Source organism: Bradyrhizobium betae, from assembly GCF_008932115.1.
Taxonomy (GTDB): domain Bacteria; phylum Pseudomonadota; class Alphaproteobacteria; order Rhizobiales; family Xanthobacteraceae; genus Bradyrhizobium; species Bradyrhizobium betae.
In genome coordinates this window covers 3,464,558-3,478,149 of record NZ_CP044543.1, presented here as the reverse complement: position 1 = coordinate 3,478,149, position 13,592 = coordinate 3,464,558, and the positions used below count along the sequence as shown (strand labels likewise).

The window sequence follows — 13,592 nt, the reverse complement described above, 5'->3', positions numbered from 1 at the left end:
TCTCCCGCTTAAATGTCTTTTGTGAAAGTTCAGGCAGCCAATTGCACTTCGGTCTTGAGCTCGAGGACGCGGTCGACGTCGAGGACGACCATGAGCTGTCCGTCGAGGCGATGAACGCCGCCGGCGAATTTCGCCATGCCGGGGTCGAGGTTGACGGGGTTCTCTTCCTTGCCGTCCTCGGCGAGACGCAGCACTTCGCCGATCTGGTCGATCAGCAAGCCATAGGATTCACCGCGCAGGTCGACGCCGACCGCCATCGGGGTCTTGCCGTCCTCGGGCTTGGGCAGGCCGAGCCGGGCGCGCATGTCGACCACGGTGACGATGCGGCCGCGCAGGTTCAGCACGCCGGCGATCTCGCGCGAGGACAGGGGAACGCGGGTGACGCGCTCGGGCATGAACACGTCCTGGACGCGGGAGATCGGCAGCCCGAACAGCTGGCCGCCGATCATCGCGGTGACGTATTCGACCATGGCGCCTTCGGCGGACTGGGTCTTCTTGGTCATAGGCGTATCTCCTGATCCCTGTCCTGCTCTTACGCCGCTGCCCGGTTCAGCTCGGAGGCGCCGGCGGCACCCGCGGTCTGTTCCTTGAGCGCCGCGATCAGACCGGGACGGTCGAACTTGGCGACATAGTCGTGGAAGCCGGCCTGACGGCCGCGCTCGATCGCCGCCGGCGACACCAGCGCGGAGAGGCCGATGATCGGCATCGCGCCCAGATTGCTGTCGGAGCGGATGGTCTCGGCGAACTCGAACCCGTTCATATCGGGCATCTCGATGTCGGTCAGGACCACGTCGAAGGTTTGCGCGCGGAGCGCAGCCAGGCCCTCCTGCGCGGTCGGCGCGGTGCGGACGCGGTAGCCGGCGGCCTTGAGCACGGGTGCCAGCATGTTGCGGAAGAACGCGGAGTCGTCGACCAGCAGCACCGACTGCGAGTGCATCGACGGCTTCATCTCCTTGCGGGTGAACCAGTCGGAGAACGCCATCGGCAGGAAGTGGCCGACGTCGATCACTTCGGTGGCCTGGCCCTTGATCACGGCCGAGCCCAGGATGCCCTGGCTGGCGCCGCCGACCTCGATGTTGAGCCGCTCCTCGACGATGTCGATGATCTCGTCGACGACGAGGCCCATGGAGCGGCCGTCATCGGAGAACACCAGGATCGGCTGCGCGCCCTGGCTTGCAATGGTGACGCTCTCCATGGCGACGAGCGGCATCAGCTGCTCGCGGTACTGCACCATGTAGCGGCCGTTGGAGAACTCGATCTTGTCGGCGGGGAGCTCTTCCAGGCGGGTGACGAGCCCGAGCGGGACCGCCTTGGGCTGGCTGGAGCCGGCGCGGAACACCAGCAGCGAGGTGGTCTGCTCGCCGCTTCCGATATGATGCGCGCCGTTCTCGTTGGCCATGTCATGGGCCGAGGAGCCGGCGGCGCCGAGTGCCTTGGCAATGCCGTTGGGGTCGATGATCATGATGACTGCGCCATCGCCCAGGATAGTGTTGCCGGAGAACATGTCGATGTGACGCAGCTTCGTCGACATCGGCTTGACCACGATTTCTTCGGTGTGGAACACGCCGTCGACGACGATGCCGAAGGTCTGGCTGCCGACTTGCGTCACCACGATGAAGCCGTTCTCGGGATCGGAGACGGCGCCGTCGTCGATCTTCAGGAGCTTCTTCAGATGGATCAGCGGCAGCAGCTTGTTGCGCAGCCGAAGCACCGCGGTGTCCTTGATGCGCTCGATGCGGTGCTCCGAGTTGGCGCGGGCACGGACGAGCTCGACCACCGAGAGCTGCGGGATCGCAAAGCGGTCGCCGGCGGCTTCCACGATCAGCGCGGAGACGATGGCGAGCGTCAGCGGGATCTTGATGGTGACCGAGGAGCCCTCGCCGGCCACCGACTTGATGTCGATGGTGCCGCCGATCTGGTCGATATTGGTGCGGACCACGTCCATGCCGACGCCGCGGCCGGAGACCGAGGTGATGGCGGCCGCGGTCGAGAAGCCCGGCGCGAAGATGAACTTGTGGATCTGGGCTTCGCTCATCTTCTCGAGCTCGGCCTCGGTGACGAGACCGGAGGAGATCGCCTTGGTCTTGATCTTGTCGGTGTTGAGGCCGCGGCCGTTGTCGGCGATGCAGATGATGATGTGGCCGCCCTCGTGATAGGCGGACAGGCGGATGGTGCCCTGCTCGCCCTTGCCGTTCGCCAGCCGCTCGGCCGGGGTCTCGAGGCCATGGTCGGCGGAGTTGCGCACCATGTGGGTGAGCGGGTCCTTGATCAGGTCGAGCACCTGGCGGTCGAGCTCGGTGTCGGCGCCGTGCATCTCCAGATCGATCTGCTTGCCGAGTTCGCTCGAGAGGTCGCGGACGATGCGGGGCAGCTTCTGCCAGGCATTGCCGATCGGCTGCATGCGCGTCTTCATGACGCCTTCCTGCAGCTCGGCGGTGACGTTGGACAGGCGCTGCAACGGCACCTTGAACTCGGTGTCCTCGTTGCGGCGGGAGATCTCCAGCAGCTGGTTGCGGGTCAGCACCAGCTCGGAGACCATGGTCATCAGATGTTCCAGCGTATCCACGTTGACGCGGATCGACTGGTTGGCGACGCGGTCGCCCTCGCCTGCGGCCTCGTCGGCCGCCGACTTCTTCGGCGCGGCCTTTTCCTTGGGCGCCTTTTCGTTGGAGGCCTTTTCGTTGGGGGCCTTGGCTTCCTTGACGACCTCCTTGGCAACCGGCGCCGGCGCTTCAGCGGCGGGCTCGGCCTTGACCTCGGCAACGGGGGCCGGCGCTTCGATCGGGGTCTCACGGAAGGCGCGCTCGAGCTCGTCGAGCGACACTTCGCCCGGACGCAGCGGACGCTCCAAAGTCTGGTCGATCAGCGTGCCCGAGGTCATCTCCTTTGCGGGCGCAGGCGCAGCGGCGGCCGGCGCTTCCGGCACCAGCGGCGGCGCTTCCGCAACGGGAGCAGCAGCTGCAGCAGCCGGCATCGGCTGCGCCGAGCCTGACGCGATCGGCGAAGCCGACGCTGACATTGCCGCCATGCCCTGCACGACCATCGCCTCCAGCTTGTCGATGAGATCGCGGTCGTTGCCCTCGGGTTCGGCTTCGGTCGCCTCGAGGCCCGCCAGGATCTCCTTGATCCGGTCGATCGAGGCGAGGATCAAAGTCACCGCCGCCGCCGTCACCGGCATGCCGCAGCGGAATTTGTCCATCAGCGTCTCGCCGGCATGCGCCAGCGCTTCCAGCCGCGGCAGTCCGAGGAAGCCGCAGGTGCCCTTGATGGTGTGGACCAGACGGAAGATGTTATCCAGGATCTTGGCGTTGTTCGGCTCCTGCTCGAACTTCACCAGCTGATTGTCGACGGTGTCCAGGCTTTCACTGGTCTCCGTCAAAAACTCCCGCAACAGATCATCCATGAGCTACGCCTTAACTGAGCTGGACTTCGATGCCTGTGCCGCAGCTGGATCAGACGGAAGTCCTCGTCTGGATCGTTAGACATCCCCTTTCACGGTCCCGTTAATTTCAGCCTCCGTGCTAATACGGATATTGAAGAGAAGTTTGCCGTTCGACCGCATGCGATAGCGTTTTCCGGCAAGAGCCCCGCGACGTCTCACGCATCGGATGCCCTGGGTAAACGCTCCGATAACGACGTTACGACGTGCGCGAAAACTCCTGTCATTGCGGCAGCATATGCACGGACCGCGCGAATTGAATCAAATCACGCGCAATCAGGGTCGCTCACACGACCGCCTGCTGCTCGCCCGCCAGAGTCCGCAGGACCTGCGATTGCGGTAAACGGAAACTTGTCGCGCCGAAGCCGCGATTGATAACGCGCTAACCCAATCGCGCGGCGGCGGCCCGGTGCTCGGCGAGGCAGTTATTGATGACGGCGAGCAATGCATCCGGCGTAAACGGCTTGCGAAGGCAACGCGCCGCACCGAGCTCCAGCGCCATACGGAGAAAGTCGGGCGCGGGCGAGTTCAAATTTGCGAAAGCGTAGCCGGACATCGCGATGAGCGGAATGGCCGGCGCGCGTTCGTGAAAGATCCGGATCGACTCGAAACCTCGCATGTGGGGCATGAAAATGTCGATCATCATGAGATCGAACCGCCCGTTTTCGAGAGCGCGTAATCCGGCTTCTCCTCCTTCGGCGATCGTCACCTGGAAATTATTCCGCTGGAGATAGATCTCGATGGCCATGCACACCATCGGATCGTCGTCGACAACCAGAATATGGTGCAGATCTCCCGTCCCCGTTTGAGCTTCCCGTTTTGGCGATTCAAAAATTGAACCGTGGGGCACGCCGTTCTCCTCTGGCTGGAATCGAAACATTGATGGCCGCAAACGTCGCCGGCCGCGTCGAGAAATTGTGGAGAGGGGATGCGACATTCGCGGCGCCGACAACCCGCGTTGCAGACCAGTCCCTGATGATTGAAATGCTTCGCTTGAGAAGTATGGCCGCAAATGTCGGCCGATGCCCGATGACGGCACGGATGCGATGGTTCCTGCTCATGATGGCCCCCTTGCCGCTTTGTCCCGCCGATCAGAGCGGGATGGGCGCTCCGCGTTCATGAGCGGATCAGCGCGCCGTTCTCATTTCCGCCGTAAATGCGACGGCCTGTCTGCCCTCCAACGGGTATATGAACGGCACTACAACCTTTACAATATGGTTGAATAGCTGTGCAACTTGATCACGAAGAGATGCGCGGCATCGATTTGTCGATGAACGCACCGGATGAATCTCTGCATGAGCGCAAGCCAGCCGCCAAACCAGTTGCTGCAAATGCTCGACGTGGCACACTTCGATCTGCTGCGCCCCTATCTTGCGACGGTTGAATTGGTCAGGGGGACTGCCTTGGGAGAAGCGGGCGCGACGTTACGCCACGTCTACTTCCCGCACAGCGGATCCGTCTCGATCACGGTGAGCCTTTCCGAGGGACAGATGATCGAGATTGCCATGCTGGGCCGCGACAGCGTCGTGGGCGGCGGAGCGGCACTCGCCGATGGCGTCGCTCCGGCGGACGCCATCGTGCTGTTCCCAGGCGCTGCTGCCATGCTGGAAATTGCGGCTTTCCGCGCGGTCGCCGCCGCAAGCGCACAGTTTCGCAACCTGATGGTTCGCCATGAACAAGTCATGCTCGCGCACGCGCAGCAATCGTTGCTCTGCAACACGTTGCATCCGGTCGAAGCCCGACTGGCGCGCTGGCTGTTGCGCGCCCGCGACCTGTCCGACAGCAAAATCCTCCCGCTGACTCAGGAGACACTGGCGCAGATGATGGGCGTACGGCGCAACGCGATTTCCCTCGTCGCAAACGCACTCCAGCGCGCCGGAATCATTCACTACACCCGCGGCCAGATCGAGATCATCGACCTGCGCGCGTTGGAGACGACGTCCTGTAATTGTCATGCGGTCGTGAAGGCACGCCACGCAGCCTTGATCGGAATCCGGCAATGACGCTGGCGGAGGACGCTCCCGGCTGCATGCCGACGTGCACACAGGCCATATCTGACGATTGCGTAATTACCCGGATAACAAAGTACCAATTGCCAATATATCCCGACGTGAACATGATGGAACTTGACGGCGCGGGGGATCAGCAGACCCGCTTCGCTGACGAGACGGGAGGCAGCTTTGGAAACGATAGTGCGCCCATCCAACGGATTCCTGGCCGCGTTGTCGGCGGACGACTACGAGTTGATCCGCCCACATCTGCGCACAATTGATCTGCCGCATGAAGCGGTCCTGGTCGAAACCGGCGAGACGCTCAAGCGCGCCTACTTTCCCCACCGCGGCGTCATCTCGCTGGTGGTGAAACTCGCCAAGGGCGAACATGTGCAGGTCGCCATGGTCGGCCGCGACAGCCTGCTCGGTACGCTCTCGACGATGGGCGATGCCTGTGCGCTGAACACGGCGATCGTGCTGGTTCCCGGCGCCGCCTCGGTGATGGACCTCGACCGGCTGCGAGTCATAGCCGACCAGAGCAGCACTCTGCGGACGCTGCTCACGCGTCACGGGCTGGCGGTCTACGCACAGGTCCAGCAGACCGCGGGCTGCAACGCCGCCCATCCGGTGGAATCGCGGCTGTCGCGCTGCCTGCTGCACACTCACGACCTGTCGGGTGACTACAGGCTGCTGCTGACCCAGGAGGCGATGGCGCAGATGATCGGAGCGCGGCGTAACAGCGTGTCGCTGGTCGCCAATACGTTGCAGCAGGCGAATTTCATTCACTACAGCCGCGGGCACATCCAGATCCTCAACCTGGAAGGCCTGCGCCAGACCGCGTGCGAATGTTACGCCACCGTGAAGGGCCAGTACGACCGGCTGCTCGGGGCGCGCTGACCGCCACGGCTGCGTGGTAAACCGGCAGCTAACGCGAGCCCGCAAACACCTGCTGTCCTGCTACCGGAACTGAAATCCGAATGCCGTAGACATGAGGCGTGCCTCGCGCCGGACCGGCTGCGCGACAGACCACCCGTGATCAAGATCGACAAAGCCATGTTTGAAGTGACCGTTGCGCCTGCGCAAAAGGCGCTAGATGCCGAACCCGCGCGCGAGCCGGGCGCATACCAGGCGCTGGTGCGCGAGATCGGCGACGACGGCGCTAGCGAAGTTCGAGCCGTGTTCTGGAGCGAGACCAGCGCGCGGCTGCAATTGTTCCGCACGCTCTCGCTCGCGCAACACCACGCCAGGATCGCGCGCGAAGCGCATTCGCTGAAGAGCGCTGCCGGGACGTTCGGCTATCTCAGGCTGGCAGCGCTGGCGTTGCGGCTGGAGACATCAGCAGAGGCGATCGGCGAAGCCGAATTCTGCGATCTCCTCGACCGGATGGATGCCGCCTATGCCGCCGCGCGCGTGCAGGAGCCGCAGGCCTAGCGAAACGCGTGCAAAACCCGCCGTACTTCTACGGTTTGGGATTTTCACAGATGGCTAATCATGGGCGGCGATATTCACCGGAAACCAGGAGGGTTTCCATGTTCACCTATGAGACCGCGGACCAGAAAGAGGTTCGCCGCTTCCGCATCGCCCAGTTCAACGGCCGGATGGCCACGGTGAAGGCAGGCGAGTCGACGGTGACAGGCTTCGTGCGCTCGGTGCTGGAGCAGGAATCGAGCACCCCTCCGCGCTGGACCATCACGATCATCCCGAACGCGCCGAAGGAATCGATCAAGCCGCTGCGGCCCGGCTCGCGGGCGCGTCCTTTCGCCGAAGACTATCTCTGAACGCAAGCGGCCTCGAAGCCGGCCTGCGCCGCCAGCGGCGGCGCAAGAACAGACCTTCAGTCGATCGAATAGAGCAGCGCCGCACGGACGAGGTCCGCGGTGTTGCGCGCACCGAGCTTGCGCATCGCCTCGGCACGATGGCTCTCGAAGGTGCGCGGACTGATCTGCATCCGCAGCGCACCCTGCTTGTTCGAGTAACCCTCGCTGATCAGCCTCAGCACCTCGCGTTCGCGCTTGGTCAGCCGCTTCTGGCCCGACAACTCCGCGTTCGGCGTACGCTGCGGCTGCGGCGCACGGGCGGCCTGCGTTTCGGCGTCATCGGCTCTGGACGGGATCGGCAAGCCGGCCTTGTGAGGACCGGCAAGCTGCTTGACCACGCCGCAAACGCGCTCGGTCTGCGCCAGCGCATTCTCGATCACCCGCTGCAGATAGGCACGGTCGCCCGTCACAGGCGCGAGCTGATCGCTGTGATGCTTGATCTCACCCATGTAGAGCAGGAGCGCGGTCAGGGGGCCGTTGAGTTCACGGGCGATGGCGGCGGCCATTTCGTCGGCGGCCTTGGCGCGAGCCGCGTTCAGGCGAACGTAGTCGAGCTCTTCGGTCGGAGCGGTGCTGCTTTCGAACCATTCCGACGGCCGCGAATCAGTGGCCGTATCGTTCTGTGACCCCATGTGACTCGTTTAGCGGAACTCATGGCATTCTGTGGTTAACTTTTTTCTCCGTAAGACTACGGTGATTTTGGCAGTTTTGTGCTAAAAAGTTGAAATAGGCACAATTTGTGCTTGTGTGACAGCACCCCTGACTATGTCAGGGTTGATAAATCTGCCCAAATTATGCGCAATCAGGCAAAAGCCTCCTTAACGGTCGCCTCCAGACCGGAAGTCCGCGGGCCCCGGATTTTACGGATAAATTAACGGCGACTTGCTTCTCTATGTCACAATTGAGAGCGCGCAAATGCCTCCACGCATTAGGCCGGTAGGTCTGCTGGAATCGTTGCGGAAGACTGCGTGCCATGAACGAAATCGACCAGCTATCGGAATTCTTGCAGAAGCTGACGCCGCTGTCGCGCAGCTGTCTGCTCAGCGAGCTCGAGCGGCTCGAGCTGTGCGGCATCGACATGCCGGGCTCGGCCGCCGTCCAGGCCCGCTTGCGCGCCGAGTTCCGCAAGGACGGATCGACCCAGGCGCGCGCCACCAGCCCTCACGCTACTTCTTCGCTCCGCTCGAGCTGCTGCTGATCGACGGCGCGCCTGAGCATCCCAACATGGGGCGGATTTCGCGCAACACGCTCACCCCGATCTGGGAGTGGATCTGCCGCGACCTGCTGCCGACCATGGCGCGCGACTACATCAAGGCGATCAACGACCAGGTCGCAGCCAACAACCCGAAGGAAGTGCTGAAGACCGCCTCGACCTTCCAGACCAAGGTCATCAAGGTTCTCGAGAATACCCTGGCATCAGCGGAGAGCACCGAGTTCGCGCGCGCCAAGCTCGCGCAGTACACGGCATCGCGCACCGCCTTCGACGACGTCAGGAAGATGCAGCAGGTGCTGCGCGCCGGCGACGCGCTGCCGAAGTACAACGAGAAGCTGCCCGCGACGATCGCCAAGTTCGACGACGGCCAGGTTGCCCAGATCACCGCGCAGCTCGACGCCTTCAAGAAGTCCAATCCCGAAGCGCTGCCGTTCGCACTGGCGCTGGTGGCGCGGCGACTGAAGACGTCATGGCAATTGGTGCGCCTCGCCACCAAAGCCGCCGCCAGCAAGAGCGCGGCCGACGTCGCCGCCACGCCCTATGCCTGCGTGGTTGCCATGGTGCTCGACCGGCTCGACGACAAGCGCCTCGCGCTCAGGGTTGCGCTCCGGCACAACCGGGTGCTGGTCGCCCGCGACCTGCTCGCCGAAATCTACGACACCGAATATGCGCTCAAGGTCCGCATCGACGGCATCGAGAGTTGCGAATGGGGTGTCCGGCTGCAGCGATTGATGGACGCGATCGCGGCGCTGGTGTCCGCCGAGGTCAGCCGCTTCCCCTCCAACGTCGGACACATTCTCGGCTCACGCCGGCTGCGCAGCCACGACACGCTTGGCGGCAAGCTGTCCTATCTGGCCTGGAAGGGACGCGACGCGGTGCAGGATGGCGCGGCGGCGTTTCGCAAATTGATCGGGCAGACCTGATACCGCACGGCTAACGCGGCAGGCACAGGAAGCGATCGAGAAATCGCCCTGACAGCACGAATCTGAACCACCAATGCATCATCCGCCGCATCGACATAGCTGTAATCCTCGACAGCCCACCACCGGCTGCGCGGAGCATTAGCGCAGGTGCAGCAATACGCATGTGATGTGCTTCACATTTGCGCCCGCACGCCCTGATGCGTTGTCACTGATCCGTCACGCGTCACGCCGAAGCATGCGCGCATCACGTGACATGAGTCTGGCGGCCAGGCGGTACGGTTCCGCACGACTAGGCACAGGCAATTGAGGTGCGCGTTATTCAATTGGGCGAAGCGCGCGTGGCTTCGTCCAATTGCAGGACACCGCCCGGCCGCGCTCGAAAACTGTGCCGCACGAAAATCTCGTATGGTTGTCGCACGCAAGCGCGCCGGCACGCGGGCAGACGTAAAAACTTCTGCAACTAGATCCGGACAATTTTAGACGTGATGCGGGCTTTAACGTTACCCAGATAATTCAACGATCGGCTGAAGCCCTCCATATTTGAAACTGCTCCCCTCGCTAACACCGGTCGCGGAACGGGAGTGGTTTGCGATGAACGATGAAATTGTTGAGCTCGCCGGACGAAGGCCCAGGACCTTCGGTCGGCGAAAGGTAACGCCGCGCGCGTGCGTCGCCGACGGCAAGCGCCATCTGCGCGCTTTCCTCGCGGAGGTGCTGGAGGATCTCGGCTTCGTCACCAGCGAATGCGCCAGCGCCGACGAGCTGCAGGCCGTGCTGACGAGCGACCTGCCGGACCTGATCCTGCTCGGCATTGCCGCCGACGGCATCGAGCCTGGACAATTTCTGGAGACGCTGGTCCGGGGTGCGTTCGACGGCAAAGTTCTGGCCGTCGGCGCTCGCGAGTCGATCATCGTCAGGGCCGTGCAGCAGGTCGGCGAGGAATATGGCCTTGCGATGCTGCCGCCGCTGACGACGCCCTTTGCCGCGGAGACGCTGCGCGATCGCGTCGCGATGCTGCTACCGGACGAGCCGGCGCCGAGCCCGGCCGTGCATGTCGGCGAGGCCCTGCATGCCGGCTGGCTCGAGCTCTGGTACCAGCCCAAGATCGACGCGCGCACGCTGATCCGCTGCGGCGCCGAGGCGCTGGTGCGGATGCGGCATCCGACCTGGGGCGTGGTGCCGCCGGCCTATTTCATCCCTGAGGAGCACGATCCGCACCTGCGCGACCTCTCGGAGTTCGTGATCGAGCGCGCCGTACAGGACTGGCACTATCTGCTGGAGCAGCAGAGCCAGGTCGATCTGTCGATCAACCTGCCTGCGTCGTATCTGAAGGAGCCGCAGGCGGTGCGCGATCTCTGCCGCCGCGTGCCGACGCATCCGGCCTTCGGCGGACTGACGATCGAAATCGACAGCGAGGAGGCGATCCGCGATCTCGATCTCCTTGCCGAGGTCGCGCGCGAGGTGCGCCTGCACAATATCGGCCTGTCGATCGACAATCTCGGCGCCAACTGGCCGTCGCTGATGGATCTGGACAAGATTCCCTTCATCAAGCTCAAGGCCGACCGGCACTTCGTCACCGGCAGCGGCAGTGACCGCCTCAAGCGCACGGTGTGCCGTCACATCGTCGAGCTTTCACATGGCTACGGCGTGCGCGCCGTCGCCGAGGGCGTCGAGAGTCGCGCCGACCTCGTATCCGCGAACGAGCTCGGCTTCGACCTCGTGCAGGGCTTTCTGTTCGGCAAGCCGATGCCGCTGAAGAAGTTCGCAAGGGGCGCGCTGACGAAGACGGTGATGGGACAGGCGTGAGATGCGGCCTCAGGCATATCGCCGCGCGAAGAAGACGCAGACCACCACGAGCGCAGTCGCGGCGATCATGCTCCATGCGACCGGCTCGTGCAGCAGGAAGCCGGCGAGCGCGAGGCCGAAGAATGGTTGAAGCTGTTGCAATTGACCGACGCGGGCGATGCCGCCGCTCGCGAGCCCGCGATACCAGAAGATGAAGCCGACGAACATGCTGAAAATCGAGACGTAGGCGAGCCCGATCCAGGCGGGCGCACCGACGCCGCTCCATGTCGGCGGCCAAGTCAGAAGCGCGACCGGCAGCATCAGCGGCAAGGCGAGCAGCAGCGCCCAGGAGATCACCTGCCAGCCGCCGAGGCGGCGCGACAGCGCGGCGCCTTCGGCATAGCCGAGGCCGCACAGCACGATCGCGGCGACCATCAGGAGATCGCCGGTGAGTGAGGCCGTGCCGTCATTCGACAGCGCGAAGCCCGCCACCGTGGCGCTGCCGAGAATTGCGAACAGCCAGAACATCGGCTTCGGCCGCTCGCCGCCGCGCAGCACGGCGAAGATCGCGGTCGACAGCGGCAAGAGGCCGATGAAGACGATCGAATGCGCCGAGGTGATGTGCTGAAGCGCGAGCGCGGTCAGCAGCGGGAAGCCGACCACGACACCTATGGAGACGATGGCAAGCGAGACGAGATCCCCCCGCTGCGGTCGCACCTGACGAAGCAGGCCGAGCACGGCCAAACCGATCAGCGCCGCGATGACCGCGCGCGCCGAGGTCAGGAACAACGCGGAGAAGCCGCCGACCGCAACCCGCGTCGCCGGCAGCGAGCCGCTGAAGATGATGACGCCCAGAAGCCCGTTGCCCCAGCCGCCGCCCGCAGATTGCATGTCCGTCCCGATCTTTTTGAGACGCGATAGTCGGGCTTCGGCGATGGCGGGACCAGCGACAATTCAATACAATCTGGCAAAACTGTATGGGTATGGAAGGGCACACACTTTGGACGGCGAGACGCAAACCAGAGGCCGAGGCGGAACGCGGACCATCGACGTGATGAGCGCGATCCGCGCCAAGGTCGCCGGTCGCGCGCTCAGCGCCGGTGACCGCCTGCCCTCGATCCGCAGCCTGGCTGCGACGCTGAAGGTTTCGCCCTCCACGGTGGTCGAAGCCTATGATCGCCTCGCCGCGGAGGGCCTGATCCGCGCCCGCCGCGGCTCGGGCTTCTATGTCTCGCCAACCGTTACGCCGCCGCTGGCACTGACCGAAGTCGAACCGCGCCGCGACCGGGCGGTCGATCCGTTCTGGGTCTCCAGGCAATCGCTCGACACCGACGCGGCGGTGCCAAAGCCCGGTTGCGGCTGGCTGCCACCGGCGAGGATGCCGGAGGAAGCGCTGCGTCGCGCCACGCGCGCGCTGGCCCGCAGCGATGCCGGCGTGCTGACCAACTACGGCTCGACATCCGGCTCCCTCGCATTGCGCCGGCTGCTGCTTGCCCGCCTCGCCGAGGACGGGATCGAGGCCTCGATCAACCAGCTGATGCTGACGGGATCGGGCACGCAGGCCACCGATTTGATCTGCCGCTTCCTGCTCCGCCCCGGCGACACGGTGCTGGTCGACGATCCCTGCTACTTCAATTTTCGGGCATTGCTGCGGGCGCATCAGGCCAGAATCGTCAGCGTGCCCTACACGCCGTCCGGCCCGGATGTCGCGCGCTTCGAGCAGATCCTTCGTGATGAGAGGCCGCGGCTCTACATCACCAATTCAGCGCTGCACAACCCGACCGGCGCGACGCTGTCGCTCCAGATCGCGCACCGGCTCCTGACCGCGGCCGCCGCGCACGACCTCACCATCGTCGAGGACGACATTTTCGGCGACTTCGAGCCGGAGCGCTCGCCGCGCCTGGCCGCGCTCGACGGATTGAACCGCGTGATCCGTATCGGCAGCTTCTCCAAGACGCTGTCCGCCTCGGTGCGCTGCGGCTACATCGCGGCGCGCGCCGACTGGGTCGAGCACCTCGTCGACCTCCAGGTCGCAACCAGCTTCGGCGGCCCGAGTCCGGTTGCGACCGAGATCATCGCCAACGTGCTGGCCGGCGGCAGCTATCGCAAGCACATGGACGAGCTCCGGCAAAAGCTCACACGCACGCGTCGCGACGTGGCGCGTAGGCTTCAGGCGCTTGGCATCGAGCCGTGGTTGATGCCGCGCGGCGGATTCTTCCTCTGGTGCCGCCTCACCGGCGGACAGGACGCCACGGCTTTGGCGCGCACGGCGCTCGAAGAGGACGTGGTGCTGGCACCGGGCAACGTGTTCAGCGTGGCGCAGACTGCGGCGGAGTTCATGCGCTTCAACGTCGCGCACATGAACGACCCGCGGATGTGGGACGTGCTGCGGCGGGCGTTGAAGACGCGGCCGAAATGAACGGC

Annotated in this window: 11 protein-coding genes and 1 pseudogene; 7 read left to right on the top strand and 5 right to left on the bottom strand. The window is 64.4% G+C overall.

All coding sequences use genetic code 11. The features are described 5' to 3' along the window. Positions 1-29: 29 nt before the first annotated feature. From F8237_RS16615 to F8237_RS16605, 3 genes are all read right to left on the bottom strand, one after another. On the bottom strand, positions 30-503 hold the full coding sequence (locus F8237_RS16615; protein WP_151646281.1) for a chemotaxis protein CheW: 474 nt from the start codon (positions 501-503) through the stop codon (positions 30-32). 29 nt (positions 504-532) lie between these two features. Continuing rightward, entirely contained in the window at positions 533-3,403 is a 2,871-nt protein-coding gene (locus F8237_RS16610; protein ID WP_151646279.1) for a hybrid sensor histidine kinase/response regulator, read from the bottom strand. A gap of 418 nt (positions 3,404-3,821) precedes the next feature. Then, positions 3,822-4,289: a response regulator gene (locus tag F8237_RS16605; RefSeq protein ID WP_151646277.1), complete on the bottom strand. Its 468-nt coding sequence runs from the start codon at positions 4,287-4,289 to the stop codon at positions 3,822-3,824. A 445-nt stretch (positions 4,290-4,734) separates the two neighbouring features. Here F8237_RS16605 and F8237_RS16600 point away from each other — a divergent pair, with 445 nt between their 5' ends. From F8237_RS16600 to F8237_RS16585, 4 genes are all read left to right on the top strand, one after another. Next, the gene (locus tag F8237_RS16600; RefSeq protein ID WP_151646275.1) at positions 4,735-5,442 is read left to right on the top strand and encodes a Crp/Fnr family transcriptional regulator; all 708 of its coding nucleotides are present in this window, start codon (positions 4,735-4,737) and stop codon (positions 5,440-5,442) included. Between the two features lie 186 nt (positions 5,443-5,628). Continuing rightward, the gene (locus tag F8237_RS16595; protein ID WP_244626145.1) at positions 5,629-6,327 is read left to right on the top strand and encodes a Crp/Fnr family transcriptional regulator; all 699 of its coding nucleotides are present in this window, start codon (positions 5,629-5,631) and stop codon (positions 6,325-6,327) included. A 156-nt stretch (positions 6,328-6,483) separates the two neighbouring features. Continuing rightward, positions 6,484-6,861: an Hpt domain-containing protein gene (locus F8237_RS16590; RefSeq protein WP_162006079.1), complete on the top strand. Its 378-nt coding sequence runs from the start codon at positions 6,484-6,486 to the stop codon at positions 6,859-6,861. 98 nt (positions 6,862-6,959) lie between these two features. Beyond that, the gene (locus F8237_RS16585) at positions 6,960-7,208 is read left to right on the top strand and encodes a hypothetical protein (protein ID WP_151646269.1); all 249 of its coding nucleotides are present in this window, start codon (positions 6,960-6,962) and stop codon (positions 7,206-7,208) included. Positions 7,209-7,264: 56 nt separating this feature from the next. Here the strand turns inward: F8237_RS16585 and F8237_RS16580 are convergent, their stop codons facing one another. Next, the gene (locus F8237_RS16580; protein ID WP_151646267.1) at positions 7,265-7,879 is read right to left on the bottom strand and encodes a helix-turn-helix domain-containing protein; all 615 of its coding nucleotides are present in this window, start codon (positions 7,877-7,879) and stop codon (positions 7,265-7,267) included. Between the two features lie 341 nt (positions 7,880-8,220). Between F8237_RS16580 and F8237_RS16575 the strand changes: the two are divergent. Together F8237_RS16575 and F8237_RS16570 are read left to right on the top strand one after the other, a co-directional pair. Further along, positions 8,221-9,383, top strand: a pseudogene (locus tag F8237_RS16575) (hypothetical protein). A gap of 591 nt (positions 9,384-9,974) precedes the next feature. Further along, entirely contained in the window at positions 9,975-11,189 is a 1,215-nt protein-coding gene (locus tag F8237_RS16570) for an EAL domain-containing response regulator (RefSeq protein ID WP_151646265.1), read from the top strand. A gap of 9 nt (positions 11,190-11,198) precedes the next feature. On the opposite strand, the gene F8237_RS16565 is transcribed toward F8237_RS16570, so the two are convergent. Continuing rightward, positions 11,199-12,059 (bottom strand): DMT family transporter, encoded by an 861-nt coding sequence (locus tag F8237_RS16565; protein ID WP_151646263.1) that lies wholly within the window; start codon positions 12,057-12,059, stop codon positions 11,199-11,201. Between the two features lie 163 nt (positions 12,060-12,222). Between F8237_RS16565 and F8237_RS16560 the strand changes: the two genes are divergently transcribed. Continuing rightward, positions 12,223-13,587 (top strand): aminotransferase-like domain-containing protein, encoded by a 1,365-nt coding sequence (locus F8237_RS16560; RefSeq protein ID WP_162006078.1) that lies wholly within the window; start codon positions 12,223-12,225, stop codon positions 13,585-13,587. Positions 13,588-13,592: the final 5 nt, after the last annotated feature.